The organism is Pseudomonas sp. EU05-FHT14B02 (assembly GCF_058791055.1).
In genome coordinates this window covers 292,518-317,771 of sequence record NZ_JBYTDD010000003.1, presented here as the reverse complement: position 1 = coordinate 317,771, position 25,254 = coordinate 292,518, and the positions used below count along the sequence as shown (strand labels likewise).

The window sequence follows — 25,254 nt, the reverse complement described above, 5'->3', positions numbered from 1 at the left end:
GAAACTTAACGCCCTGCGACTGAATGCCGCGGATTCCGAGGGCTGCAGGACTGTTTCCATTTTTGCAAAAAACCGTTACCAAACTCAGTCATTTACCTAGCAAGCTAACAAAACATATAACAGAGACCTGCACACGCCTTGCTGCAGATAACAGAGATTGGAGCTAGCAGATGACTGTAAAAGTAACTGAACGCGACGATTCACATAAATCCCACGAGGGTGTAGCCGCCGGTATCCGAATCTGGGACGTGCATCAGCAAGACCTGCTGGTCGGGATGTTCCACTCCGAGATCGACGCGCAAAACTACAGGGCCGAACTGGAAATGCTCGAGCGCAACCGCGAGCTCGCAACCGGTTGAAGACAGACTCCACCACCGTGGTGGCCTGCCCCTATCCGCACGGGCAGGCTGCAACCGAAGCACGCGGCTCAGGCAATCTGAATGGCCGCTAAATGAAGGGAGTCGTCGATCACCACCGAAGGAACAACACCGACGATCCAGCCCGCCTCAAGCTTCACCACCTCGCACTCACCATCGCCCATGCCGTCATTGCGGACGGCAAACTGAAGCGAAGATAGATGACGTTTGCCGTAATCGAAGTCCATGCCACAGGCAATCAGAAAATCGATTTTTGCCCCCGCCAGTTCAACCTCCTTGTCCCGTTCACCGTCTTTCAACACCGCATAATCGAGGCACAAGTTGATGCCGAATGGGCAACCCACTACAAGACTATTAATAAATATTCCTTCGTAGCCACCAAAGTAACTGTGCTCGGCCTGTACACTACTGACCTTCTTTACCCGTACCACAACCTCATCGAACAACTTGAAAAACCAGTACCCGTCTTCCGAGCCTACATGTCTTCCAAAATCGATTCCTGACACATAACGCTTCGGCCACATCGACATCAGCGGCATGTCGACCTCATATTCCTTATTGGAAATTGTGAGCACATAATTAATGACATCGTAATAGCTCGATTCCCCCTCTCCCACCTTGATCAGCGTCGCACAACTTCCCGCCAATAAAACGATCTTGCCGTAGCGCGCCACTGGCAGATCACTCATCAACAGCGTCACACACTCGGTCACCTTCGTCAGATAAGCAGAGTTCAGTTCGTGAAGCTCCTGCTCATTACGGACTTCGTGCCAGGGAATGTTCCAGAAAAACTCAGGCAGGGTTACAAAAACGCACGCGGGCCTGCCGTGATCGTCGCGAGCAGCTTTCGCAGAGATCTTGATCTTTCGGCGCACCAGCTCCGCTCGTGCGACAAGCTCGTCGTCCAGATAATCGTGAATGGATTGATCGGGTCGTCGCGGCTGTGAAAGCTGCGATTTAAAAGTGGGTTGGCGTAACGAGGCGATACTTACCAGCATTGACAATATCCTTATTCATTTAATTTCATTCCATTAGTTCTCTCCCCTGAGAATACTTCGGGCAAAAGAAAACCCGAGAGATCGTATCGACGCGATCTTTCGGGTTCAATTCATTAATCCAGCAATGTACTAACAAACATGTAATGGAAGAGGAGCGATTACCACATCAGATCATCAGGGATCTTGTAGGCCGCATACGGATCGTCCTCGACGCTGACTTCTTCGGTCTGCACATTCAGCTGCACGATGCGTTGCGGGTCGCGCTCCTGAATCTTTAATGCCGCCTCGCGCGGAATCACTTCGTAGCCGCCAGCGTGATGCACGATGGCCAGCGAACCGCTGCTGAGCTTGTTGCGCATGAGGGTGTTGACGCTGATGCGCTTGACCTTTTTGTCGTCGACAAAGTTGTAGTAGTCCTCGGTCGTCAATTTCGGCAGGCGCGAGACTTCGATCAATTGCTTGACCTGCGCGGCACGCGCCTTGGCCTCAGCCTTTTCCTGCTGCTGGCGGTTGAGCTCCTGGTCGCGCTTGACCTTCTCGGCCATGGCTTCCTGTGCCGCGCGCTGCTGGGAGTCATCCAGCTCGATCTGGCCTTTGTGGGCCAGGCGTTGCTGCTTCTGCTTGTCTTTGCTGACCTGCTTGGCCTGCTTCTGGTTGACCAGCCCTGCTTTGAGCAACTGGTCGCGAAGGGAAATGCTCATGGTGCTTATTACTCACTTAGGCCACTGCTCAACCGCAGCTGGGCAAATTCTTTTCCTGACGTTTGGCTTCGCCCCACAAGGCGTCCAACTCTTCGAGGGTGCAATCTTCCATGGGACGGCGGGTATCGCGCAATGCCTGTTCGATAAAACGAAAGCGTCTTTCAAACTTGCCGTTGGCACCCCGCAGTGCCGTTTCTGGATCGACCTTGAGATGCCGCGCCAGATTCACCACGGAAAACAGCAGGTCACCAATCTCTTCGGCCACGGCCTCGGGATCATTTTCCGACATGGCTTCGAGGACTTCATCGAGCTCTTCACGCACTTTGTCGAGCACCGGCAAGGCGTCCGGCCAATCAAACCCGACCTGCCCCGCGCGCTTTTGCAGTTTCGCCGAACGTGACAACGCCGGCAGTGCAGCGGGGACGTCATCAAGCAATGACAGCTGTTCGGGCGCGCAGGACTTCTCTGCGCGCTCCTCGGCCTTGATCTCCTCCCAGCGCTGCTTGACCTGCTCTTCACTGAGGCGCGGGACATCCAGCGGCGCATAGAGGTCGCCCGTAGGGAACACATGGGGGTGACGACGGATCAGCTTGCGGGTGATGCTGTCGACCACACCTTCAAACTCGAAGCGCCCTTCTTCCCGGGCCAACTGGCTGTAATACACCACCTGGAACAACAAGTCGCCGAGCTCCCCCTGCAGGTGATCGAAGTCACCGCGCTCAATGGCGTCGGCGACTTCGTAGGCTTCTTCCAGAGTGTGGGGGACGATGGTGGCGTAAGTTTGCTTGATGTCCCACGGGCAACCGTACTGCGGGTCGCGCAGGCGGTTCATGAGGTGCAGCAGGTCTTCAAGTGAATACATCAATCTCTCTCACTGCAAAGTCCCTTGTGGGAGCGAGCTTGCTCGCGATAGCGGACAGTCAGACAACACCTGTGTTGAATGTTGAACCGTCATCGCGAGCAAGCTCGCTCCCACAGTGGATCGGCGCTGAACATGCATCAAGGTGTCCGGTTACGCCGGGTTTCGATGATATTCGGCAACTGGGAAATCCGCCCCAGCAACCGCCCCAATGCGTCCAGCCCTGGAATCTCGATCGTCAGGGACATCAACGCTGTGTTGTCCTCCTTGTTCGAGCGGGTGTTGACCGCCAGCACGTTGATCCGCTCGTTGAGCAGCACCTGGGAAACGTCACGCAGCAGTCCCGAACGGTCGTAGGCGCGGATGATGATGTCCACCGGATAGGTGAGCACCGGCACCGGCCCCCAACTGACCTGGATGATTCGCTCAGGCTCGCGCCCGGCCAGCTGCAGCACCGAGGCGCAGTCCTGGCGGTGAATGCTCACGCCGCGGCCCTGGGTGATGTAGCCGACGATCGCATCGCCCGGCAATGGCTGGCAGCAGCCGGCCATCTGGGTCATCAGATTGCCAACGCCCTGGATCTGGATATCGCCGCGCTTGCCCGGCTTGTAACCGGTGGCCTTGCGCGGAATCAGTTCCAGCTGTTCGTTGCCACGCTCCGGCTCGACCAGTTGCTGCGCCAGGTTGACCAGTTGCGCCAGGCGCAAATCCCCGGCGCCGAGGGCGGCGAACAGGTCTTCGGCGGTTTTCATGTTGGCCTTGTCGGCCAGCTTGTCGAAATCCACCGCCGGCAGGCCGAGGCGATTGAGTTCGCGCTCGAGCAAGGTTTTACCGGCCGCGACGTTCTGGTCGCGAGCCTGCAACTTGAACCAGTGAACGATCTTCGCCCGTGCCCGCGACGTAGTGACATAACCCAGGTTCGGGTTCAGCCAGTCACGGCTCGGGGTGCCGTGCTTGCTGGTGATGATCTCGACCTGTTCACCGGTTTGCAGGCTGTAGTTGAGCGGTACGATGCGTCCGTTGATCTTGGCGCCACGGCAGTTGTGACCGATTTCGGTGTGTACGCGGTAGGCAAAGTCCAGCGGGGTCGCGCCCTTGGGCAAGTCGATGGCGTGACCGTCCGGGGTGAAGATGTAGACCCGATCCGGCTCGATATCGACCCGCAGCTGTTCCGCCAGGCCACCGATGTCGCCCAGTTCTTCGTGCCATTCGAGCACCTGGCGTAGCCAGGAGATCTTCTCCTCGTAGTGATTGGAGCCGGACTTGACGTCGGTGCCCTTGTAGCGCCAGTGCGCGCACACGCCGAGTTCGGCTTCTTCGTGCATCGCGTGGGTGCGGATCTGCACTTCCAGCACCTTGCCCTCGGGCCCGATCACCGCGGTGTGCAGCGAGCGATAGCCGTTTTCCTTGGGGTTGGCAATGTAATCGTCGAACTCTTTCGGGATGTGTCGCCACAGGGTGTGGACGATACCGAGCGCGGTGTAGCAGTCGCGCATTTCCGGCACCAGCACGCGAACGGCACGCACGTCGTAGATCTGGCTGAACTCCAGACCCTTGCGCTGCATTTTGCGCCAGATCGAATAGATGTGTTTGGCGCGGCCGCTGATGTCGGCATCGACGCCGGTGGCCTGCAGTTCGTTTTTCAGCTGGCTCATCACTTCGCTGATAAAGCGCTCGCGATCCAGTCGCCGCTCGTGGAGTAACTTGGCAATCTGCTTGTACTGGTCCGGTTCAAGGTAACGGAAGGACAAGTCTTCCAGTTCCCACTTGATATGACCGATACCCAGGCGATGGGCCAAGGGCGCGTAGATGTCGAAGACTTCACGGGCCACGCGGTTGCGCTTTTCGTCGTCGGCGGTTTTCACCGCACGGATCGCGCACGTGCGTTCGGCCAGCTTGATCAGGGCGACGCGAACGTCGTCAACCATGGCCACCAGCATCTTGCGCAGGTTTTCCACCTGGCCCTGGGTGCCCAGCACCAGGGATTTACGCGGACTCAGGCTGTCGCTGATCGCGGCCATGCGCTGCACGCCGTCGATGAGCTTGGATACCACCGGACCGAAGCGCTGGCTGACGGCCGGCAACTTGATCTGGCCTTCGCGCACGCCTCGATACAGGATCGCGGCGACCAAAGAGTCCTGGTCGAGTTTGAGATCGGCGAGGATCTCGGCGATCTCAAGCCCTGTACGGAAAGTCGAGTTACCTTCCGACCACAGATTCTGTGCCGCATTGGCTTGTTGTTCGGCCTCGCGAGCGTACTCGCAGGCCTCTTTCAAGGCTTCGCGATCCAGTGCCAGATCGACACTGACCGCATGATCGAGCCAAGCCTCGAGATTGATACTGCCGTCGGTGTTGATCGGCTGGTGTGCTCTCACCTGTACCATCTTGCTTACCTTCCCTACGACGCAGATTCAATGCGTCAAATCGCTGACCTTCGTTGCCGGTGCGCCCACGTCGGGCTGGGGCGCGGCTGCACGGGCGGACCAGTCGGACCAGACGAGCATCCTAGCTCGCTTCAAATAACGCCATGGCCTCGACATGTGCCGTTTGAGGAAACATATCGAGAATCCCGGCACGTTTTAACCGGTAGCCCTGCTTGATCAATTCGACCGTGTCGCGCGCCAGAGTTGCAGGGTTGCACGACACATACACCAAACGTTCGGCGCCCAGGCTCCTGAGCTTGCGCACAACCTCGAAAGCACCGTCACGCGGTGGGTCCAAGAGTACCGCACAAAAGCCTTCGGCGGCCCATTCGGCGTCCGTCAAAGGCTGGGATAAATCGGCCTGAAAAAACTTCGCGTTATGCAGATTATTGCTGGCCGCATTCGCCGCGGCGCGATCGACCATCACCTGCACGCCTTCGACCGCCACCACTTCACGAGCAGCCTTGGCCAGCGGCAAGGCAAAGTTGCCCAGACCACAGAACAGGTCGAGTACGCGCTCATCCGCTGTCGGCTTCAGCCAGTCCAGCGCCTGGGCGACCATTGCTTCGTTGACGGCGGCGTTTACCTGAATGAAATCCCCGGGACGATACGCCAGCTCCAGGTCCCACTGTTCAAGACGATAGCCCAACGACTGATCAGCCTCGACCGGTTGCGGTTCCCCATCTCCATGCAGCCACAACTGGGCTTCATGGAACGCGCAGAATTCCTTGAGGATCGTCAGGTCGGCATCGGACAACGGCGCCATGTGCCGCAGCAACACCGCCAGCGTCGAGCCGCTGAACAACTCCACATGCCCGAGTGCCTGGGGTTTGCTCAAGCGCCGCAGCATCTCCGGCAAGCGGGCCATGATCGGTTGCAAGGGCTGTACCAGCACCGGGCAGTTATCGATGCCCACGATGTCCTGGCTGCCAGCGGCACGGAAACCGACTTCGAGTTTTTTTGCCTTCATGTCCCAGCGCACCGCAACGCGGGCGCGACGGCGGTAAGCGAACTCCGCACCACTCAATGGTGCTGCCCACTCATCGGGTTCGACGTCCGCGACTCTCGACAACTGCTCGGCGAGCATGCGCTGTTTCAGGGCAAGCTGTTCGTTGTGGGGCAGATGCTGCACGCTGCAACCACCACAGCGGCCGGCATGGGCGCACGGTGCAGGGCGGCGTAATTCGCTGGCCGTGAATACCCGTTCGGTGCGCGCCTCAACCACTTTGCCGTGGGCACCGAGGACGCGTGCCTCGATCTCTTCACCGGCCAATGCGCCGATGACGAACCAGGTACGACCTTCGAAAAACGCGATACCGCGACCGTCATTGGCCAGGCGCTCGATGGTCAGGCGCTGCTTTTTGCCGGTCGGGATTTGCGGGGCCTTGCTGCCGCCGGTGGGCTGGAAACGCAGGCCTCTTTCATGTTTGGCCATCAGTTGGGCGCGTCGAAAATGCCGGTCGACAAGTAACGGTCGCCACGGTCGCATATGATCGCAACGATCACCGCGTTTTCAACTTCTTTGGACAGACGCAGCATTGCCGCCACGGCACCGCCCGAGGACACGCCACAGAAAATGCCTTCTTCGCGGGCCAGACGACGGGTCACGTCTTCGGCTTCGCTTTGCGCCATGTCGACGATCCGGTCCACGCGGTCAGCCTGGTAGATCTTCGGCAGGTATTCCTGAGGCCAGCGGCGGATCCCCGGGATCGCCGAGCCTTCCATCGGTTGCAGGCCGATGATCTGCACGTGGTCGTTTTGCTCCTTAAGGTAGCGCGACACCCCCATGATGGTGCCGGTGGTGCCCATGGAACTGACGAAATGGGTGATGGTGCCCTGGGTCTGACGCCAGATTTCCGGGCCGGTGGTGGTGTAGTGCGCCTCGGGGTTGTCACCGTTGGCGAACTGATCCAGTACCTTGCCGCGGCCTTCGGCTTCCATCTTTTGCGCGAGGTCACGGGCGCCTTCCATACCCTGCTCCTGGCTGACCAGAATCAGCTCGGCGCCATAAGCTGTCATGGCTGCCTTGCGCTCGGCGCTGGAGTTGTCGGGCATGATCAGGATCATCTTGTAACCCTTGATCGCAGCGGCCATGGCCAGGGCGATCCCGGTGTTGCCCGAGGTCGCCTCGATCAGCGTATCGCCGGCGTGGATCTGCCCGCGCAGCTCGGCGCGGGTGATCATCGACAGCGCCGGACGGTCCTTGACCGAACCCGCCGGGTTGTTCCCTTCGAGCTTGAGCAAAAGGGTATTGCTGGTGGCGCCGGGCAGGCGCTGCAAACGGACCAGCGGAGTGTTGCCGACGCAATCGGCGATGGTTGGGTACTGCAAGGTCATGGCGTATTCGCAATCCAGACTGCGGGGGCGACTATCATACCGGCAAACGTTCCCAGCCCATATCACGCAAAGTGTGGTGCTTATGGCTTATGGGAATAAGCAGATATGTTGCGGTGAACATGAGGGCCTCATCGCGAGCAAGTTCGCTCCCACAGGGTGCCTGGGTGATCACAGGTTTCGCGGTTCAAACACGGTCAGTGTGGAAGCGGGCTTGCCCGCGATGGCGTCGGCACTGGCACTATCAACATCCGCTAACAACCGCATGTTCAGGCGCAACCCGGTTCCGGTGTTCTGTGCCCACAACTGTCCGCCCTGACGCCGCACCGCGTTTCGGGCGATGCTCAAGCCCAACCCAAATCCACCATCCCCCGGCCGCGAACCGTCGAGTCGGGTGAACGGCAGGAAGATCCGCTCCAGATCAGCTTCCGCCACGCCGCCGCCCTGATCCTCCAGCCATAGATGCCAGTAATCTCCGTCACGCCGACCGCCGAGCAGGACAACCCCACCATCAGGTGAATGCCGAATCGCGTTGCGCAGAATGTTTTCCAATGCCTGGGCCAGGGTGTTGAGATGGCCGCGAACCCAGCAGGATGAATCCACCGTGCATTGCAACTGAGTATCGGGCCAACCACTTTCATAGCAGGCGTTCTCCGTGAGCATTTCCCACAGGGCCTGGATCTGGATCGCTTCGTCAGGCAATCGGGTGCGCTCGGTATCGAGCCACGCCAGTTGCAACGTGTCTTCCACCAGGCGCTGCATACCATCGACTTCACGGCCGATGCGTTCGCGCAATGGCTCCAGCCCCTGCTCGCTTTCACTGGCCACCCGCAGGCGGCTCAAGGGCGTGCGCAATTCGTGGGACAAGTCACGCAGCAGTTGCTGCTGCAAGGCCACAGTGCTTTGCAGACGCTCGGACATGTGATCGAACGCCCTGCCCAACTCACCCAATTCATCGGAACGATTGGTGGTGCGGCTCGACAGGCGCACATTCAGTTGGTCGGCACGCCAGGCATTGGCCTGTTCACGCAGGCTGTTGAGCGGCACCACCAACAAACGATACAGCCCGACGCACAACAGCAAAGTGAACAATCCCGGAATCACGCCGTTGGTGATCACCCGCCAGAACACCCGGTAACGCCCGGGTACGAAGCGCTTGGGCAACTCGATCACCAGACTGCCGACGGAGGGGTCACCAGGAAACGGTATGCGCATCCACGGCCGGCCTTTCTTGTGGATGGGCCAATCAAGGCCGCGCAAAAAAGTAAGGCGTTCGACTTCCTTGTCCGTCAGCGATTGGTTGCTCAAGGACTGCAAATCACCGCCGATGACACCGACCCAGCTTTTTTCCCGCTGATGCATGCCTTGCAGCCAGTCATCGATACCGGCGCTCTGACGCTGCTGCCATGCCTGCTCGGCTTCGGCGGCATAACCGGACAGGGTGCCGCGGGCCTCATCGGAGAGGAACTGGTTACGCTGCTCCATATAACGGCCCCAGGACCAACTCAGCCAGATCATCAGCAGACAGAAAGCAACCAATAGACAGGCCAGCTTCCAGAACAACGAATGCCTGCCCGGCAAGTTACATGTCATCGGCGGCGCTCAGGATGTAGCCCTTGCCCCAAACCGTACGCACTTCGCGCTCGGTATATCCAATGGCCTTGAGCTTGCGGCGGATCTGGCTGATGTGCATGTCCAGGCTGCGGTCATGGGCCGCGTAACCGCGCTGCAGCACCTGCTGATAAAGGAAGGCTTTGCTCAGTACTTCGTCGGCGCTGCGGTGCAGCGTCTCCAGCAACCGATACTCGCTGCGGGTAAGGCCGCCGGCCTGTTCGCCATAAAAGACCTCGAAGCTTTCATCGTCGAAACGCAGGCTGTCCATCGACGGGGCCGGCACGGCGGGTGCCGGTCGACGGTCGAGTGCCACCCGCCGCAGAATGGCTTCGATGCGCACCCGCAACTCCACCATGCTGAAGGGCTTTGGCAGGTAATCATCAGCCCCCAGGCGAAAGCCGCTGACGCGATCGGCCTCGGCACCGAGGGCCGACATCAGCAACACCGGGGTGGAATGGCTCTGGCGCAATTGGGTCAGTACCGCCAGGCCGTCCATGCCCGGCAGCAGAATATCCATCAACACCACGTCGAATGGTTGCCGGCGGGCAATGTCCAGGCCTTCCTGACCGTTCTGGCACCAGGTCACCTGGAAGCCGCTGCGGTCCAGATGCTCATGAACGTAGGCTCCGAGCACAAGGTCGTCTTCGATGGACAGGATTCGGGGAAGGCCGGCAGTGATGGGAGTCATGACTATCTGCAAATAATTCTCAGTTGAAAGATTATTCAAGATTGCCTCGCCAGGAGCAACCCACCGTTTGTCCGTATTGCCAATGAGTCGTCCGGGCCGACGAATGACGGCACCATTTTTACGAAGATTGCCCGCGAGCAAATCGCTACACTGCGCAAGTGGTGCATGGCAGATGCATGTGCAGGCCTATAAATAGCGGGATGCAGGAGAGATGCGTGCTCAAGAAACTGGGAATCAAAGGCCGCGTGCTGTTGCTGACCCTGTTGCCAACCAGCCTGATGGCGTTGGTGCTGGGGGGATATTTTACCTGGATGCAACAGGCTGACCTGCAAACCCAACTCATGCAGCGCGGCGAAATGATCGCCGAACAGTTGGCTCCACTGACGGCACCAGCCATGGGCCATCAGGACAACGAACTGCTCGAACGCATCGCCACCCAGGCCCTGGAACAAACCGACGTGCGGGCCGTGACCTTCCTGAGTCCAGACCGCACGCTGTTGGCCCACGCCGGCCCGACCATGCTCAACCAATCACCCTCCGGCAGTGGCACGCAGATGCTGCGCCGCAGTGGCAACGATGCGACCCGCTATCTGCTGCCGGTATTCGGCAAACACCGCAACCTGGCCGGGGACGTGATTCCCGAAGAAGCCGACCGCCTGCTGGGCTGGGTCGAACTTGAACTGTCCCATAACAGCATGCTGTTGCGCGGTTACCGCAGCCTGTTCGCCAGTCTGATGTTGATCGCGGCGGGGCTGATAGGTGCGGCTCTGTTGGCCCTGCGCATGGGTCGCACGATCAATCGGCCATTGAGCCAGATCAAGCAAGCCGTGGCTCAACTCAAGGACGGTCATCTGGAAACCCGCCTGCCGCCACTCGGCAGCCAGGAACTGGACGAGTTGGCCTCAGGCATCAACCGCATGGCTGGCACCCTGCAAAATGCGCAGGAAGAATTGCAGCACAGCATCGACCAGGCCACCGAAGACGTGCGCCAGAATCTGGAAACCATCGAGATCCAGAACATCGAACTGGACCTGGCGCGCAAGGAAGCCCTGGAAGCGAGCCGGATCAAGTCCGAATTCCTGGCCAACATGAGCCATGAAATCCGCACGCCGCTCAATGGCATTCTCGGCTTCACCCACCTGCTGCAAAAAAGCGAGCTCACCCCGCGCCAGCTCGACTACCTGGACACCATCGAAAAATCCGCCGACAGCCTGCTGGGCATCATCAACGAGATTCTCGACTTTTCGAAAATCGAGGCCGGCAAGCTGGTGCTCGACCATATTCCATTCAACCTGCGCGACCTGCTACAGGACACCCTGACCATCCTCGCCCCGGCTGCCCACGCCAAGCAGCTGGAACTGGTGAGCCTGGTGTACCGGGACACGCCGCTGTCGCTGGTGGGCGACCCACTGCGACTCAAGCAGATCCTGACGAACCTGGTGAGCAACGCGATCAAGTTCACCCGCGAAGGCACCATCGTCGCCCGCGCCATGCTCGAAGAGGAACACGAAGACACCGTGCAGTTGCGCATCAGCATTCAGGACACCGGCATCGGTCTGTCGAATCAGGACGTACGCGCCCTGTTCCAGGCGTTCAGCCAGGCCGACAACTCGCTGTCGCGGCAACCGGGCGGTACTGGCCTGGGCCTGGTGATTTCCAAGCGCCTGATCGAACAGATGGGCGGTGAGATCGGCGTCGACAGCACGCCGGGGGAAGGGTCTGAATTCTGGATCAGCCTGAGCCTGCCAAAAACCCGCGACGATGCCGAAGACCTGCCCTCGGCACCCTTGCTCGGGCGACGGGTGGCGGTATTGGAAAACCACGAGCTGGCACGGCAGGCGTTGCAGCATCAACTGGAAGACTGCGGCCTCAGCACCACACCGTTCAATACCCTGGAAAGCCTGACCAATGGCGTCACCGCCGCCCACCAGACCGATCAGGCGATCGACCTCGCCGTGCTCGGCATCACCAGTAACGACATGCCGCCGGAACGCCTCAACCAGCACATCTGGGACCTCGAGCATCTTGGCTGCAAAGTGCTGGTGCTGTGCCCGACCACGGAACTGACGCTGTTCCATCTTTCCGTGCCCAACCCCCACAGCCAGCTCCAGGCTAAACCGGCCTGCACCCGCAAGCTGCGACGCTCCCTGTCTGACCTGGTCAACCCGCGGTCTATGCGCAGCGAGCCGGGCGAACCGGTATCCAGCCGTGCCCCGAAGGTGCTTTGCGTCGACGACAATCCGGCCAACCTGATGCTGGTGCAAACCCTGCTCGAAGACATGGGCGCCAAGGTACTTGCGGTGGAAAGCGGTTATGCCGCCGTCAAGGCGGTGCAGAACGAGACATTCGATCTGGTGTTGATGGACGTGCAGATGCCCGGCATGGACGGTCGCCAGAGCACCGAGGCGATCCGCCAGTGGGAAAGCGAACGCCATTGCACGCCCCTGCCGATCGTGGCCCTCACTGCCCACGCCATGGCCAACGAAAAACGCGCGCTGCTGCAAAGTGGCATGGACGACTACCTGACCAAACCGATCAGCGAACGACAATTGGCGCAAGTGGTGCTGAAGTGGAGCGGCCTGGCGCTGCGCAATCACAGCCCGGAGCGCTCCGGCGATGGGCATGCTGGCACCCATGACCTGTTGGTGCTCGACCACGAGGAAGGATTGCGCCTGGCTGCCGGCAAGGCCGATCTGGCCGCGGACATGCTGGCGATGCTGCTGGCGTCACTGGAGGCTGACCGCGAAGCCATCCGACTGGCTCGGCAAAGCAATGAACACAACGCCCTGGTCGAACGGGTCCATCGCCTGCATGGCGCAACGCGTTACTGCGGCGTACCGCAATTGCGTGCGGCCTGCCAACGCAGCGAAACCCTGCTCAAGCAACAGGACCCGAAAGCCAGCGTGGCGCTGGACGAGCTCGACCGGGCGATCAATCGCCTGGCAGCCCAGGCGCGCATGAATGCTTGATGCAGCGCAATCGCGCGGGTCTGCCGGCGAGCTAATCTGACGACTGCCGAATGCCGGCTTGCTCAACCGTGCAGGCCACCTTCAAGGAGCACCGCATGCGTACGATTCTTTTCAGCAGCCAGAACTACGACCGCGACAGTTTTCTTGCGGCCGGGCAACCGGCCGGCATCGAGCTGCAATTTCAGACTGCGCGCCTGAGCCTCGACACGGTAGCGCTCGCCCAAGGGTATGAAGCGGTCTGCGCGTTCATCAATGATGACCTTGGCGCTGCGGTACTCGAACGCCTGGCCGCTGGAGGCACACGCCTGATCGCCCTGCGCTCGGCCGGTTACAACCATGTCGACTTGCCGACAGCAAAACGTCTGGGACTGGCCATCGTTCGTGTCCCGGCCTATTCGCCTCACGCTGTTGCCGAACATGCTGTAGCGCTGATCCTCGCACTCAACCGCCGCTTGCCCCGCGCCTACAACCGCACTCGCGAAGGGGATTTCAGACTACAAGGGCTGACCGGTTTCGATCTGGTGGGCAAGACCGTCGGCGTGGTCGGAACCGGTCAGATTGGCGCCACCTTCGCCAAAATCATGAGCGGATTTGGCTGCCAGTTGCTGGCCTATGACCCCTACCCCAACCCGCAGGTCGAAGCCCTCGGTGCGCGGTACCTGAGCCTGCCGCAATTGCTGGCCGAATCGCAGATCATCAGCCTGCACTGCCCGCTCAACGAGCAGAGCAAGCACTTGATCAACCGCGAGTCCCTGGCGCACATGCAACCGGGCGCGATGTTGATCAATACCGGGCGCGGCGCTCTGGTGGACACCCCGGCACTGATCGATGCCCTGAAAGACGGTCGCTTGGGTTACCTGGGACTGGATGTGTATGAGGAGGAAGCGCAGTTGTTCTTCGAGGACCGCTCCGACCTGCCGCTGCAAGACGATGTGCTGGCACGGCTGCTGACCTTCCCCAACGTGATCGTCACCGCACACCAGGCCTTCCTGACCCGCGAAGCGCTGGACGCGATTGCCGCCACAACATTACACAACATTGCAGCCTGGACGGCGGACACCCCGGAAAACCTGGTGACGGGAGACTGAAACGGATCGAAGGTCATCTACCTGCGCGATGCGGCGTACAAGCCCGTGCTAGCATATCGCGCATATTTGGAGGACCCATGGTCGAACACGATTTCCGCTACAGCCTGATGAACCCGCAACACACCCTCACTGAATGCCGCGCCCTGGTGCCGGGACGCTATCAAGTCACCGGCAACGGTGGTTCGATTCGCAACAATGACGTGCTGGTTGTGACCCTCAAGGGTGCCAAGGACTTGTCCATGCGCCTGACCGTCGAAACGGTTCGCCACCTGATCAACCCGCCCGGCCAATGGGTCGCGGTAGCCAGTGGTCCGGTGTTCGGCGAACTGGCCATCCACACCTGGCAAGTGAACTGTGACAGCTGTGCCAAAGAGCTGAGCTTCGAGTTTGCCGTCGATGCCAAGCTGGGCAACAAGGCCGAAAAGCCTGCCGCCACTGCGCGGATTGCCGAGTTGGGCTGGACCAGCGTTGGCGAGAAACACCTGTGCCCGAAATGCCAGGAGCCTGCGTGATGAAAGGCCTCGCCCTGACCGCCATGGTCGGTGCCGGCCTGCTGGGCTGCGCCGCCGAGCCGGTGCAACTGCAACAGAACCGCAGCTACATTCTGGAGTGGATCGGCGAGCGGCCGTTGATGGACTACAGCCACCTGACCGTCACCCTCGGCGAAGACGGCCGTGCCTACGGCAATGGCGGCTGCAACCACTGGTTCGCGCCGTACGCCCTCGATGGCGACAAACTGACCTTCGGCAAAATCGGCAGCACCCGAAAATTGTGCGCGCCGGCACTGATGGAACAGGAAAAACGCTTCCTTCAGGCGCTGGAAAACGTCCAGCGCTGGGACGTATCCCCAATCGAGCAGATACGCTTCTGGCCAGCCGAAGGCAAGCCGTTGCGTTGGTGGCTCGAGGAGGGTTGATCACCCTTTCAGCATGGTTAAACCTGTGGCGAGGGGGCTTGCCCCTTCGCCACAAAAAGCCCCTGACCACAATGAAAGCGATCATCCGATCAATTCTTCGCCTGCAACGCCTCAAGCTTCGCCATTACCCCCGCCGCCGTCTGTTCACCCATCAACTGCTCACGCACCTTGCCCTTGTTATCGATGATGTAGGTCACCGGCAATACTTCGCTGAGCGGTAGCTCGAACAGTTCGGAAGGGTCCTGGGCCAGCACGGTGAACTTGATCCCAAGTTTCTCGCTCGCGCCCTTCAGCTCTTGCCCCTGGACATTGTCGAAGTTGACCCCGAACACACCGATTTTCTTGTCCTTGAGCTGCTCGGCCAAGGCATTCAACTCCGGTATCTCGGTACGGCAAGGCCCGCACCATTCTGCCCAGTAGTTGAGGACCAGCCATTTGCCGTCCAGTCGGTCGGCGGCGATCTTGTGGCCGTCCTGGTCGATGCCATAGTCATTACCGCAGCCCCCCAGCATCAACGCCCCGATGATCGCCAATGCTGCTGCCAGTCGCCTTGTCATGTCGTGTTCCTTGTCAAAAATTGAATGCACCTGCGACCCATCGCCTCTTACGGTTCTGGATTGCGCGCTGCACAGTTAGAATAGCCGCCACCTTACGCAAGATGCGACCCGCTCATGACCGATCTGACGCTTTATCACAATCCGCGCTGCTCGAAATCCCGCGGTGCGCTCGAACTGCTTGAAGCCCGTGGCCTGACCCCGACCGTGGTCCGCTACCTGGAAACCCCGCTGGACGCCGCGCAGATCCAGAGCCTGCTGGGCAAACTCGGGATCAGCGCCCGGCAACTGCTGCGCACCGGCGAGGACGAGTACAAGACCCTTGACCTGGCCGACAGCAGCCTGAGCGAAGCGCAATTGATCTCTGCCATCGCCGCCCACCCGAAACTGATGGAACGACCGATTCTCGAAGTCGGCAACAAGGCCATCATCGGCCGCCCACCGGAGCAGATCCTGGAACTGTTGCCATGAGTGCACCGTACATTCTGGTTCTGTACTACAGCCGCAGCGGCTCGACCAACGAAATGGCCCGGCAGATCGCCCGTGGTGTCGAACAGGCCGGGCTTGAGGCCCGCCTGCGCACGGTGCCGGCGATTTCCAGCGAGTGCGAAGCCGTTTCGCCGGAGATTCCCGACGAAGGCGCGCTGTATGCCAGCCTCGACGACCTGAAGAACTGTGCCGGCCTGGCACTCGGCAGTCCGACCCGCTTCGGCAACATGGCGGCACCACTGAAGTATTTCCTCGACGGCACCAGCAACCTGTGGCTGACCGGCGCCCTGGTGGGAAAACCGGCGGGTGTGTTCACCTCCACCGCGAGCCTGCACGGCGGCCAGGAGACCACGCTGCTGTCGATGATGCTGCCGTTGCTGCACCACGGCATGCTGATCACCGGCCTGCCCTACAGCGAGTCGGCACTGCTGGAAACCCAGGGCGGCGGTACGCCATACGGCGCCAGCCACCACGCCGGCGCCGACGGCAAAAGCGGTCTGGACGCCCATGAAGTGGCGTTGTGCCGCGCGCTGGGTCTGCGCCTGGCCAAGACCGCACAGAAACTGGAGAGCTGAGGTGGCCAAGAAGCCGAAGATCCTGCCCGCCCTCGAATGGCTCGAACCACGCGTCAAGGCGATGCGCGCCATCAGCCTGCTGTGCTTTTTCGGCCTGGTGGGACTGCTGTGTGTTTACTACCTGGCGATTGCCGATCTGCATGGGGCACGCCCCTGGGTGATCCTGTTGATCGAACTGGTGCCACTGCTGATTCTGGCACCGGGGATGATCGTCGGCAGCCCTCGCGGGCATTCGTGGATGTGCTTTGTGGTGAACCTGTACTTCATCAAGGGCGCATTGGCTGCCTATGACCCGAACCGGCAAGTCTTCGGATTGCTGGAGATGGGCGCGAGTCTGGCGGTGTTTTGCTCGGCGCTGTTGTATGTGCGGTGGCGGTATCAGTTGAATCGCAAGCTGGCTGGCGAGGGCGAGATTTCTATCGCCTGACCTGACGCCTTCGCGAGCAAGCCCGCTCCCACATTTGAAATGCGATCAAATGTGGGAGCGGGCTTGCTCGCGAATGGAGCGACGCGGTCTTAATGGTTGACGGTATAAGCCAGCATCATCGAAATCTGGCTCATCGGCCGCCCGCCACTTTCCTCATGCCACTGATTGAACACGTCCTGCACCAACGCCAGGTCGCGCAGACTGCTCGGCACCTTGTCGATGATGTCCTGCGCATTCAGCGCCGCCACCACGTCATAACTCGGTACAAAGGTGTCCTTGCCGATCATCCGCAGGAAGCGCGGGGCTGACAGCCCGCCCAATTGATGTCCACGTTTTTTCAGGAAGGTCCAGAGCCCGACGATATCGGTCACCGGCCAGTCGGCGATGAGCGCGCCGAAGCTACCCTTTTCATGGGCCACGTCCAGTATGAACTGCGCATTGCGCGGCACACTCTTGAGCTTGCCCAGATGACGGATGATCCGTGTGTCCTGCATCAGACGCTCAAGGTGCTCGGCGCTCATCAGCACGACTTTTTCCGGGTCGAACTTGAAGAACACTTCTTCGAAGGCCGGCCACTTGGCATCCACCAGGCTGTGCTTGAGCCCGGCGCGAAACACCCGTAGCGCCATCGTCGAGAGGTAGCGATCGTCGCTGATCTTGCGCAGTTGCGCGGAGGTCTTGGGAACGGGCAGATGGGCTTCCAGTTCGGCCGCCGAACCGAAGCGGTTCAAGCAGTACTCATTCAGCCACTTGTAGTCGCGCATGCCCTCTCCTGAGGTAAACGAAAAACCTGTGGGAGCGGGCTTGCTCGCGAAGACGTAGTGTCAGCCAACATCAATGCTGAAGACACACCGCTTTCGCGAGCAAGCCCGCTCCCACAGTTTGAGTTAGAGGTTGACCACGTTGACGAACCGCGATGCGGCGCTTTCGTCGATCTTGAGGCTGGTGAAGTCGAACAGATTGCGGTCCGCCAGTTGGGACGGGATCACGTTCTGCAGGCTACGGAAAATGCTCTCGGTACGGCCCGGGGTCTTGCGTTCCCAGTCCAGCAGCATTTCCTTGACCACCTGACGCTGCAGGTTCTCCTGGGAACCGCAGAGGTTGCACGGAATGATCGGGAATTGCTTGAAGTCCGAGTAGGCCTGGATGTCTTTTTCGTTGCAATAGGCCAGCGGACGGATCACCACATTACGACCATCGTCGGCACGCAGTTTCGGCGGCATCGCCTTGAGCGAACCGTTGAAGAACATGTTCAGGAAGAACGTTTCGACGATGTCGTCGCGATGGTGACCGAGGGCCATCTTGGTCGCGCCGATTTCATCGGCGAAGGTGTAGAGCGTGCCGCGACGCAGGCGCGAGCACAGCGAGCAGGTGGTCTTGCCTTCCGGGATCAGTTCCTTGACCACCGAGTAAGTGTCTTTCTCGACGATGTGGTACTCGATCCCCAGTTCCTTGAGGTAGGCCGGCAGCACGTGCTCCGGGAAACCCGGCTGCTTCTGGTCCATGTTCACGGCCACGATCTCGAACTTGATCGGCGCGACCTTCTGCAAGTGCATCAGCACATCGAGCATGGTGTAGCTGTCCTTGCCACCGGACAGGCAGACCATGACCTTGTCACCGTCTTCAATCATGTTGAAATCGGCAACTGCCTCACCGGCCAGTCGGCGAAGGCGCTTTTGCAGTTTGTTCTGGTTGACCGTGAGAGTGCCCATGACGCGAAATCCGTGAGGTGTGACGAAAGGCCGGCATTTTACGCAAAAACGCCTCAGGGGCGAAGTGCCTCGCCAAAAGGGCTGTTCGCCACAGACCCTGCGGCGATTAACAACTGCGTTTACAGCGCGATTTGCTCTAAAGCCCTTACTCCCTCTGGGGAAACTCCTCCCTATACTGCGACATAAGGTCACATACAAATTCAGACCTATGACTTGCTTGGCCGCATTGGCCCGTAGGCGCTCCACTGGGGGGCGACGGTAAAAACAAGAGGAGTGACTGGCATGATCCATCACGTAGTGGGGCTCTTCACCCACCCTGACCAAGAATGGAAAGAAATCCGTGGCGACCAGGAGGAAAGCATCAGCCACATGTACCTGACCCATACGCTGATCCTGGCGGCGATCCCCGCCGTGTCTGCCTTTATTGGCACCACACAGGTCGGCTGGGTCATCGGCAATCGACCTCCCGTAATGCTGACCGTAGAAAGCGCGATATGGATGACGGTCATGTCGTACCTTGCAATGCTCGGTGGTGTAGCCGTAATGGGCGCCTTCATCCACTGGATGGCCCGCACCTATGACGCCAACCCAAGCCTGGCCCGCTGTATTGCGTTTGCCACCTACACCGCTACACCGCTGTTCATCGGCGGTCTCGCCGCCTTGTACCCGCACCTGTGGCTGGGGATGATCGTCGGTACCGCAGCGATCTGCTACACGGTGTACTTGCTGTATGTGGGCTTGCCGACATTCATGAACATTCCATCTGACGAGGGCTTCCTGTTTTCAAGTTCGGTGCTCGCCGTAGGCCTGGTGGTGCTGGTCGCCATCATGGCGTTCACAGTAATTGTCTGGGGACTCGGCGTGGGCCCGGTCTACACCAGTTAGCCGCTCATCACTGAAAATCAGAACTGCCGACAAAGGCCGCCGCAAGGCGGTCTTTTCGTTCTTCAGCAACGAGAACGCACACGACCATTCGGCAACCTGGTGATTCGCAAGGTCCGAGGGTTGCGGCATACTCGACCGCTCTGGAGACCCATCAAGCATGCCCGAGCAACTCAATACCCGCGTCGAAGACTGCTTCCAACTAGCCGAATCCTTTTTCAAACGACCTTTCAAGCGCCCCGTGGTGAGCCTCAAACTGCGCGGGCAAAAAGCCGGTGTCGCGCATTTGCACGAGAACCTGCTGCGCTTCAACCCGCAGCTGTACCGGGAAAACACCGAAGACTTCCTCAAGCAGACCGTGGCCCATGAAGTCGCGCACCTGATCGCCCACCAACTTTTCGGCGACCGCATCCAGCCCCATGGTGAAGAGTGGCAACTGATCATGCGCGGCGTGTACGAACTGCCGCCCAACCGCTGCCACACCTATGACGTCAAACGCCGCAGCGTGACCCGCTACATCTACAAGTGCCCGTGCGTCGACAGCGACTTCCCGTTTTCGGCACAGCGCCACAGCCTGGTTCGGCAGGGACGGCGGTATTTGTGTCGGCGGTGCCGCAATACGTTGGTGTTCAGTGGCGAGATGCGGGTCGAGTAGTTGGATTTTCGGTGTTTGTGCTGCCGCCATCGCGAGCAAGCTCCCACAGGGAATCTGTGGCGTGACACAAACCCAGTGTGGGAGCAAGCTTGCTCGCGATGGCGGCCTGACAGGCACTAAAGAATCACCTTGGCCCGCCGCAACTGCTCGATCCGCTCAGCACTGAACCCCAACTCTCCCAACACCTGATCCGTATGCTGCCCCAGCGCCGCGCCAATATGCCTGGGCTCAGGCAAACCTTGCGAAAACTTCAGCGGACAAGCCATCTGCGCCTGGGTCGAGCCATCGCCACGAGGTACGTCGGTCACCAACTCCCGCGCCTGCAACTGCGGATGACACAGCGCTTCTCCCAGGCTCAACACTGGCTCGACACACGCATCCAGCTCTGCGAACAGCGCGCGCAACTCGGCAAAGTCATGCTTTTCGAATTCGACCTTCAGCGCGTCCTTAAGCTGTTGCTGATGCGCCAGTTGCGGTGACAGGCCGAGGCCGGCCAGCTCCTCCAGCCCCAACGCCGCGCACAACTGCTTCATGAATGCCGGTTCCAGACTGCCCACCGATAGCCAGCGCCCATCCCTGGAGCGGTAGTAATCGTAGAAGCTGCCGCCATTGAGCACCTGGTTTTCCGGTCCCGGCTCGACGCCGCAGGCCAGATACCCGGCACCGGCCATCGCATTCAGGCTGAACGCGCAGTCGGTCATGCTGACATCCAGATGCTGGCCCTGCCCGGTTTGCTGTCGGGCGATGACTGCCGCCAGCAAGCCAATCACCCCGTGCAGCGAACCACCGGCGACATCCGCCACCTGCATGCCCAACGGCAACGGCCCAGTGTCGGCTCGGCCGGTGTAACTCGCCAGCCCGGACAGGGCCAGGTAGTTGATGTCATGACCAGCGCGGTCCTTGTAGGGGCCCGTCTGGCCATAGCCGGTGATCGACACATAAATCAGTCTCGGATTGATCGCCTTCAGGGCTTCGTAACCCAGGCCCAGACGCTCCATGACACCGGGGCGGAACTGCTCGAGCACAATGTCGTAGTCCTGCAGCAACGACCGGATCACCTCCAGCGCCTCAGGTTGTTTGAGGTCCAGGGCGAGGCTGCGCTTGTTGCGATTGAGATAGGCATGACTGGCTGACACGCCTTGATCGTGGGGCGGCAACACCCGCAGCAAATCCATGCGGGTCGGCGATTCGATGCGCAGCACTTCGGCGCCCATGTCCGCCAGCAGCAACGAGGCGAACGGCCCCGGTAGCAGTGTCGAGAAATCCAGAACCTTGAGTGATGCCAGTGGACCGAGCATGAGCGTTCTCCCTTGACGATGTCCACAGCCTAGGCAGCCGATCGCTTTGCAGCAATCACCTTATACGCCACGTGCAGTGACCGTTACGCTCAAATACCGGGCATGAAAAAACCCGCCGAAGCGGGTTTTTCATCAGGACCAGGCTTACTTGGCGGTAGCCGGGGCTACCTCTTCGACGTGGCCCAAAACATCGTCTTTAGGCTCGTCGGCAATGCCACGACCGCCAGAAGCCAGTTCGGCTTGCAGCACGTCGGTGTCCAGTTCCTTGACCCACTTGGCCACAACGATGGTGGCAACGGCGTTACCAACCAGGTTGGTCAGGGCACGGGCTTCGGACATGAAGCGGTCGATACCGAGGATCAGCGCCAAGCCGGCAACCGGCAGGTGGCCCACGGCGGACAGGGTGGCAGCCAGTACGATGAAACCGCTACCGGTCACGCCCGCAGCGCCCTTGGACGACAGCAGCAACACCACCAGCAGGGTGATCTGGTGCGTGATGTCCATGGGAGTATCGGTTGCCTGGGCAATGAACACTGCAGCCATGGTCAGGTAGATGGCGGTACCGTCGAGGTTGAACGAGTAACCGGTCGGGATCACCAGACCCACGACAGATTTCTGCGCGCCCAGACGCTCCATCTTGATCAGCATGCGTGGCAACACCGATTCCGAAGAAGAAGTACCGAGCACGATCAGCAGTTCTTCACGGATGTAGCGGATCACTTTCAAAACGCTGAAGCCGTGCATGCGGGCGATGGAGCCCAGCACGATCAGGATGAACAGCAGGCAAGTGATGTAGAAGCAAACCATCAACTGACCCAATTGCACCAGCGAGCCGACACCGTAGGCACCGATGGTGAAAGCCATGGCACCGAAGGCACCGATTGGCGCGAGCTTCATGATCATGTTGATGATGTTGAACATCACATGAGCGAAGCGATCGATGAAGTCCAGCAGCGGCTTGCCGTAGGCACCCAGGCGATGCAAGGCGAAACCGAAGATCACCGAGAACATCAGCACTTGCAGGATGTCGCCGGTGGCGAAGGCGCCGACGATGGTGCTCGGGATCACGTTCAGCAGGAAGCCGACGACGCTTTGGTCAGCACCGGCCGCCACATAAGCGGCAACCTTTGAGGCATCGAGGGTGGCAACGTCGATATGCATGCCATTGCCCGGCTGCACGATGTTGACCACGACCAGACCGACCAGCAGGGCGATGGTCGAAACGATCTCGAAGTACAGCAGCGCGTAGCCGCCTGTCTTGCCGACCGATTTCATGTTCTGCATGCCGGCGATACCGCTGACAACGGTACAGAAGATGATCGGGGCGATGATCATTTTGATCAGTTTGATGAACCCGTCACCCAGTGGTTTAACAGCCACACCGAGCTGTGGATAGTAGTGACCAAGCGCGATACCGATGACAATTGCAACGATCACCTGGAAATACAGGGATTTGTACAGTGGCTGACGAGTCGTCATTGCAAAGTTCCTCAAGGGTGCCCGGTGACAACATCCAGCTGTTGCCCGCAACACCGCGATTGCGAACCCTCCTGCACTGGAGGGATTTGTTTTTTCGAGCTGCGCAACGGCAGGCATCTGCTCGTTGTATCGCAAGGCCCGTGCCACCTTCCGTAAAATCCCTGCAAGCCTTTTTATATATGGGGTTGCAGCGAATTCCCTGTCACCGAATGGGTACAAAAATGTGGCGGATTTCCGCCCATGCAATGAAAGTCGTCCTGCAATTTGGCGGATATCCGCCCTGTTCACGCCCGCGGTGCGCAGCTAACATCCGTCGATCAACGGTCAGATCTGCTGCCATGCGCGAACGTACCATCGCCAGTCACTTCGCCCGCGCCGCCCTGGGTGGTGCGCGTCGGCACGGCTACGACTATTCGGGCTTGCTACAGCAACTGGGAATCAGCCCCGAGTTGCTGGACGAACCCCGGGCACGCATCGCTCCGGAGCAATTCACCCAACTGATCCAGGCGTTATGGCTGGCACTGGACGACGAATACCTCGGGTTCGGGCAAGCCCCAAGCAGGCCGGGCAGCTTCGCTATGATGTGCCATGCCGTGATTCACTGCCGCAGCCTGGATAAGGCACTCCATCGCGGCTTGTTGTTTTATAGCCTGTTCCCCGGGGCGCCGCGTTTGACCCTGAGCCGTGAAGATGAATGGGTGCGCCTGAGTCTGGACGACTCGCAGCTCTGGGACCCGGATCATTTCCTCAGCGAAAGCCTGCTGGTGATCTGGCACCGTTTCGGCAGCTGGTTGATCGGCCAGCGCATTCGCCTGGAACAGGCCACATTCAGCTACCCCCGGCCGGAACACGGCGCCGAGTACGATCTGCTGTTTTCCTGTCCGCTTGAGTTTTCAAGGCCCCAGAGCAGCCTGTTGTTTCACAGTCGCTACCTGGCCATGCCGTTGTTGCAGGATGAACGCACCCTCAAGCACTTCCTCGAACGCTCCCCCGCCGACCTGCTCTCGCGTCCGGACGATGGCGACAGCTTGAGCAGCCGCCTGCGTCGCTTGCTCAGTCGCGACAGTTCACACTGGCCCGACCTGGAAGCCGTGGCCGCCCACCTGCACATCAGCCCGCAGACCTTGCGCCGGCATTTGCGGGAAGAGGGTTCGAGCTTTCAGGAATTAAAGGACCAGTTGCGCCGGGACATCGCGATTTATCACTTGAGCCGCGCAGACCTGTCGTTGCAACAGATCGCCGAGCAGTTGGGGTTTTCCGAGCCGTCGGCGTTTCACCGGGCGTTCAAGAAGTGGACGGGGCTGACGCCAGGGGCTTATCGGGCGCAGGAGAGCTGAATTTTCAGCACCCGCGTTACGCAGTGATCACTGGTGTCCTCCCGAACGTACCGGAAAATACCCCGCCCAGACTTGGCGAACGCTTACCCTAGAGGCGGGATGATCAGTGACAGGCCTGGGTAAATTTTATCTGGATGATCCAGCACCGACCTGTTCGCATTAAAGATCAGTAGGTATTTGGCAGCATCACCATAAAACTCTCTGGCAATTGTGGACAATGTATCGCCCCTTACCACCACATACATATTCGACTGACTGACCGGCGCAATCGCCAGTGTGGCCGGTGACTCGAAGTCCACATCGCCCAGCAGGTTTACTTGTCCGATGAACCGGCCAAGATTATTGGCCGTGGTCGCATGAATGTCGTGCATCAGCACAATGGAATTCTTTCTTTTCCTTATTTGCTCAACACCATGGGATACCCAGCCCCCCGGTTGGTAGTTGCTGCTCCAGTCCAGGGTATCCACGTTCCAGAGAACCTGCCGATACCCCAACTCGGCGACAGTGCGATCGACCATCGCGTCGTGAGCGCCATAAGGCGGTCTCATGATCAGATCCGGCTGCTGGTAGGGAGTCAGCGCCTGCTCCGTCATTTTGACTTGATCGATGATGGTGTCTTTGTCCTGGCCGACCAGCCTTAGATGATCGTAAGTGTGATTGCCGATCCGGTGCCCTTCGCCCAGGATGCGCTTGATACGCTCGCCATGTCTGGCAACAAGATTGCCAACAATAAAAAACGTTGCCTTGATATCAAACAGCGCCAGTGTTTCCAGCACGGTTTCGGTCTGTGCTTGCCGAGGACCGTCGTCAAACGTCAGCCAAACTTTCTTCCTTTCCATCTTTATCTCCTTTGGTGGCTTGTAACGCTTCAGCCCCTAT

General features: G+C 59.7%; 25 protein-coding genes. 11 read left to right on the top strand and 14 right to left on the bottom strand.

Annotation, left to right across the window (positions count from 1 at the left end; translation table 11 throughout):
- Positions 1–170: 170 nt before the first annotated feature.
- Positions 171–359 (top strand): hypothetical protein, encoded by a 189-nt coding sequence (locus AC3WTM_RS05225; RefSeq protein ID WP_057713661.1) that lies wholly within the window; start codon positions 171–173, stop codon positions 357–359.
- Positions 360–427: 68 nt separating this feature from the next.
- Here AC3WTM_RS05225 and AC3WTM_RS05220 read toward each other — a convergent pair whose 3' ends face one another.
- The 8 genes from AC3WTM_RS05220 to AC3WTM_RS05185 all read right to left on the bottom strand — a co-directional run bounded on the left by AC3WTM_RS05220 (position 428) and on the right by AC3WTM_RS05185 (position 9,994).
- Positions 428–1,375, bottom strand: coding sequence for a hypothetical protein (locus AC3WTM_RS05220; protein ID WP_102669939.1), 948 nt, complete (start codon positions 1,373–1,375; stop codon positions 428–430).
- A 158-nt stretch (positions 1,376–1,533) separates the two neighbouring features.
- Positions 1,534–2,076, bottom strand: a complete 543-nt coding sequence (locus AC3WTM_RS05215) for a DUF2058 domain-containing protein (RefSeq protein WP_007988773.1) — start codon at positions 2,074–2,076, stop codon at positions 1,534–1,536.
- A gap of 28 nt (positions 2,077–2,104) precedes the next feature.
- Positions 2,105–2,938: a nucleoside triphosphate pyrophosphohydrolase gene (gene mazG / locus AC3WTM_RS05210; RefSeq protein ID WP_102669940.1), complete on the bottom strand. Its 834-nt coding sequence runs from the start codon at positions 2,936–2,938 to the stop codon at positions 2,105–2,107.
- Between the two features lie 137 nt (positions 2,939–3,075).
- Positions 3,076–5,319: a GTP diphosphokinase gene (relA, locus tag AC3WTM_RS05205; protein ID WP_102669941.1), complete on the bottom strand. Its 2,244-nt coding sequence runs from the start codon at positions 5,317–5,319 to the stop codon at positions 3,076–3,078.
- Positions 5,320–5,440: 121 nt separating this feature from the next.
- Entirely contained in the window at positions 5,441–6,793 is a 1,353-nt protein-coding gene (gene rlmD, locus AC3WTM_RS05200; protein ID WP_102669942.1) for a 23S rRNA (uracil(1939)-C(5))-methyltransferase RlmD, read from the bottom strand.
- On the bottom strand, positions 6,793–7,695 hold the full coding sequence (gene cysM / locus AC3WTM_RS05195) for a cysteine synthase CysM (RefSeq protein WP_102669943.1): 903 nt from the start codon (positions 7,693–7,695) through the stop codon (positions 6,793–6,795). The genes rlmD and cysM overlap by 1 nt, the downstream gene beginning before the upstream one ends.
- Positions 7,696–7,863: 168 nt before the next feature.
- Positions 7,864–9,285 carry a sensor histidine kinase gene (locus AC3WTM_RS05190; protein WP_102669944.1) on the bottom strand — a complete coding sequence of 474 codons (1,422 nt, stop codon included), beginning with the start codon at positions 9,283–9,285 and terminating at the stop codon, positions 7,864–7,866.
- Positions 9,275–9,994 carry a response regulator transcription factor gene (locus tag AC3WTM_RS05185; RefSeq protein ID WP_102669945.1) on the bottom strand — a complete coding sequence of 240 codons (720 nt, stop codon included), beginning with the start codon at positions 9,992–9,994 and terminating at the stop codon, positions 9,275–9,277. The genes AC3WTM_RS05190 and AC3WTM_RS05185 overlap by 11 nt, the downstream gene beginning before the upstream one ends.
- A 215-nt stretch (positions 9,995–10,209) precedes the next feature.
- Here AC3WTM_RS05185 and AC3WTM_RS05180 point away from each other — a divergent pair, with 215 nt between their 5' ends.
- From AC3WTM_RS05180 to AC3WTM_RS05165, 4 genes are all read left to right on the top strand, one after another.
- Entirely contained in the window at positions 10,210–12,963 is a 2,754-nt protein-coding gene (locus AC3WTM_RS05180; protein ID WP_102669946.1) for a response regulator, read from the top strand.
- A 95-nt stretch (positions 12,964–13,058) separates the two neighbouring features.
- A complete protein-coding gene (locus AC3WTM_RS05175; RefSeq protein ID WP_102669947.1) occupies positions 13,059–14,051 on the top strand; it encodes a 2-hydroxyacid dehydrogenase in 993 nt (330 codons plus the stop codon).
- A 77-nt stretch (positions 14,052–14,128) separates the two neighbouring features.
- Positions 14,129–14,563, top strand: coding sequence for a hypothetical protein (locus tag AC3WTM_RS05170; protein ID WP_056728017.1), 435 nt, complete (start codon positions 14,129–14,131; stop codon positions 14,561–14,563).
- Positions 14,563–14,967 (top strand): META domain-containing protein, encoded by a 405-nt coding sequence (locus AC3WTM_RS05165; RefSeq protein ID WP_102669948.1) that lies wholly within the window; start codon positions 14,563–14,565, stop codon positions 14,965–14,967. Before AC3WTM_RS05170 ends, AC3WTM_RS05165 begins: the two co-directional genes overlap by 1 nt.
- Before the next feature lie 89 nt (positions 14,968–15,056).
- On the opposite strand, the gene AC3WTM_RS05160 is transcribed toward AC3WTM_RS05165, so the two are convergent.
- Positions 15,057–15,524, bottom strand: a complete 468-nt coding sequence (locus AC3WTM_RS05160; RefSeq protein ID WP_102669949.1) for a TlpA disulfide reductase family protein — start codon at positions 15,522–15,524, stop codon at positions 15,057–15,059.
- Positions 15,525–15,638: 114 nt separating this feature from the next.
- Here AC3WTM_RS05160 and arsC point away from each other — a divergent pair, with 114 nt between their 5' ends.
- The 3 genes from arsC to AC3WTM_RS05145 are packed head-to-tail and all read left to right on the top strand — an operon-like array spanning position 15,639 to position 17,012.
- Positions 15,639–15,992, top strand: coding sequence for an arsenate reductase (glutaredoxin) (gene arsC, locus AC3WTM_RS05155; protein WP_102669950.1), 354 nt, complete (start codon positions 15,639–15,641; stop codon positions 15,990–15,992).
- Positions 15,989–16,585 (top strand): NAD(P)H:quinone oxidoreductase, encoded by a 597-nt coding sequence (gene wrbA, locus AC3WTM_RS05150; RefSeq protein WP_057713647.1) that lies wholly within the window; start codon positions 15,989–15,991, stop codon positions 16,583–16,585. Before arsC ends, wrbA begins: the two co-directional genes overlap by 4 nt.
- Position 16,586: 1 nt before the next feature.
- Entirely contained in the window at positions 16,587–17,012 is a 426-nt protein-coding gene (locus tag AC3WTM_RS05145) for a DUF2069 domain-containing protein (RefSeq protein WP_102669951.1), read from the top strand.
- Between the two features lie 89 nt (positions 17,013–17,101).
- Here AC3WTM_RS05145 and AC3WTM_RS05140 read toward each other — a convergent pair whose 3' ends face one another.
- Positions 17,102–17,776, bottom strand: a complete 675-nt coding sequence (locus AC3WTM_RS05140) for a DNA-3-methyladenine glycosylase I (protein ID WP_102669952.1) — start codon at positions 17,774–17,776, stop codon at positions 17,102–17,104.
- A 123-nt stretch (positions 17,777–17,899) separates the two neighbouring features.
- Positions 17,900–18,724: a tRNA 2-thiocytidine(32) synthetase TtcA gene (gene ttcA, locus AC3WTM_RS05135; protein WP_008051493.1), complete on the bottom strand. Its 825-nt coding sequence runs from the start codon at positions 18,722–18,724 to the stop codon at positions 17,900–17,902.
- 282 nt (positions 18,725–19,006) lie between these two features.
- Between ttcA and AC3WTM_RS05130 the strand changes: the two genes are divergently transcribed.
- Both AC3WTM_RS05130 and AC3WTM_RS05125 read left to right on the top strand, forming a co-directional pair.
- A complete protein-coding gene (locus tag AC3WTM_RS05130) occupies positions 19,007–19,609 on the top strand; it encodes a Yip1 family protein (RefSeq protein ID WP_007988750.1) in 603 nt (200 codons plus the stop codon).
- Positions 19,610–19,766: 157 nt separating this feature from the next.
- A complete protein-coding gene (locus AC3WTM_RS05125) occupies positions 19,767–20,261 on the top strand; it encodes a SprT family zinc-dependent metalloprotease (protein WP_057713644.1) in 495 nt (164 codons plus the stop codon).
- Between the two features lie 116 nt (positions 20,262–20,377).
- Here the strand turns inward: AC3WTM_RS05125 and AC3WTM_RS05120 are convergent, their stop codons facing one another.
- Both AC3WTM_RS05120 and AC3WTM_RS05115 read right to left on the bottom strand, forming a co-directional pair.
- Entirely contained in the window at positions 20,378–21,559 is a 1,182-nt protein-coding gene (locus tag AC3WTM_RS05120; RefSeq protein ID WP_102669953.1) for a CaiB/BaiF CoA transferase family protein, read from the bottom strand.
- A gap of 144 nt (positions 21,560–21,703) precedes the next feature.
- Complete coding sequence (locus tag AC3WTM_RS05115) at positions 21,704–23,038, bottom strand: dicarboxylate/amino acid:cation symporter (protein WP_102669954.1); 1,335 nt, start codon at positions 23,036–23,038, stop codon at positions 21,704–21,706.
- A gap of 338 nt (positions 23,039–23,376) precedes the next feature.
- Between AC3WTM_RS05115 and AC3WTM_RS05110 the strand changes: the two genes are divergently transcribed.
- Complete coding sequence (locus AC3WTM_RS05110) at positions 23,377–24,375, top strand: AraC family transcriptional regulator (protein ID WP_102669955.1); 999 nt, start codon at positions 23,377–23,379, stop codon at positions 24,373–24,375.
- Positions 24,376–24,458: 83 nt separating this feature from the next.
- Here AC3WTM_RS05110 and AC3WTM_RS05105 read toward each other — a convergent pair whose 3' ends face one another.
- Entirely contained in the window at positions 24,459–25,214 is a 756-nt protein-coding gene (locus AC3WTM_RS05105; RefSeq protein ID WP_102669956.1) for a polysaccharide deacetylase family protein, read from the bottom strand.
- Positions 25,215–25,254 lie beyond the last annotated feature (40 nt).

Excerpts from the sequence above, each read along its gene's own strand:
- AC3WTM_RS05190 (WP_102669944.1), bottom strand. The coding sequence starts at position 9,285 with ATGACATGTAACTTGCCGGGCAGGCATTCGTTGTTCTGGAAGCTGGCC.
- AC3WTM_RS05165 (WP_102669948.1), top strand. The coding sequence starts at position 14,563 with ATGAAAGGCCTCGCCCTGACCGCCATGGTCGGTGCCGGCCTGCTGGGC.
- AC3WTM_RS05140 (WP_102669952.1), bottom strand. The coding sequence starts at position 17,776 with ATGCGCGACTACAAGTGGCTGAATGAGTACTGCTTGAACCGCTTCGGT.
- rlmD (WP_102669942.1), bottom strand. The coding sequence starts at position 6,793 with ATGGCCAAACATGAAAGAGGCCTGCGTTTCCAGCCCACCGGCGGCAGC.
- AC3WTM_RS05105 (WP_102669956.1), bottom strand. The coding sequence starts at position 25,214 with ATGGAAAGGAAGAAAGTTTGGCTGACGTTTGACGACGGTCCTCGGCAA.
- AC3WTM_RS05130 (WP_007988750.1), top strand. The coding sequence starts at position 19,007 with ATGATCCATCACGTAGTGGGGCTCTTCACCCACCCTGACCAAGAATGG.
- AC3WTM_RS05220 (WP_102669939.1), bottom strand. The coding sequence starts at position 1,375 with ATGCTGGTAAGTATCGCCTCGTTACGCCAACCCACTTTTAAATCGCAG.
- AC3WTM_RS05185 (WP_102669945.1), bottom strand. The coding sequence starts at position 9,994 with ATGACTCCCATCACTGCCGGCCTTCCCCGAATCCTGTCCATCGAAGAC.
- AC3WTM_RS05215 (WP_007988773.1), bottom strand. The coding sequence starts at position 2,076 with ATGAGCATTTCCCTTCGCGACCAGTTGCTCAAAGCAGGGCTGGTCAAC.
- mazG (WP_102669940.1), bottom strand. The coding sequence starts at position 2,938 with ATGTATTCACTTGAAGACCTGCTGCACCTCATGAACCGCCTGCGCGAC.
- AC3WTM_RS05175 (WP_102669947.1), top strand. The coding sequence starts at position 13,059 with ATGCGTACGATTCTTTTCAGCAGCCAGAACTACGACCGCGACAGTTTT.
- AC3WTM_RS05170 (WP_056728017.1), top strand. The coding sequence starts at position 14,129 with ATGGTCGAACACGATTTCCGCTACAGCCTGATGAACCCGCAACACACC.
- relA (WP_102669941.1), bottom strand. The coding sequence starts at position 5,319 with ATGGTACAGGTGAGAGCACACCAGCCGATCAACACCGACGGCAGTATC.
- arsC (WP_102669950.1), top strand. The coding sequence starts at position 15,639 with ATGACCGATCTGACGCTTTATCACAATCCGCGCTGCTCGAAATCCCGC.
- AC3WTM_RS05125 (WP_057713644.1), top strand. The coding sequence starts at position 19,767 with ATGCCCGAGCAACTCAATACCCGCGTCGAAGACTGCTTCCAACTAGCC.
- ttcA (WP_008051493.1), bottom strand. The coding sequence starts at position 18,724 with ATGGGCACTCTCACGGTCAACCAGAACAAACTGCAAAAGCGCCTTCGC.
- AC3WTM_RS05115 (WP_102669954.1), bottom strand. The coding sequence starts at position 23,038 with ATGACGACTCGTCAGCCACTGTACAAATCCCTGTATTTCCAGGTGATC.
- AC3WTM_RS05120 (WP_102669953.1), bottom strand. The coding sequence starts at position 21,559 with ATGCTCGGTCCACTGGCATCACTCAAGGTTCTGGATTTCTCGACACTG.
- AC3WTM_RS05110 (WP_102669955.1), top strand. The coding sequence starts at position 23,377 with ATGCGCGAACGTACCATCGCCAGTCACTTCGCCCGCGCCGCCCTGGGT.
- AC3WTM_RS05225 (WP_057713661.1), top strand. The coding sequence starts at position 171 with ATGACTGTAAAAGTAACTGAACGCGACGATTCACATAAATCCCACGAG.
- cysM (WP_102669943.1), bottom strand. The coding sequence starts at position 7,695 with ATGACCTTGCAGTACCCAACCATCGCCGATTGCGTCGGCAACACTCCG.
- wrbA (WP_057713647.1), top strand. The coding sequence starts at position 15,989 with ATGAGTGCACCGTACATTCTGGTTCTGTACTACAGCCGCAGCGGCTCG.
- AC3WTM_RS05160 (WP_102669949.1), bottom strand. The coding sequence starts at position 15,524 with ATGACAAGGCGACTGGCAGCAGCATTGGCGATCATCGGGGCGTTGATG.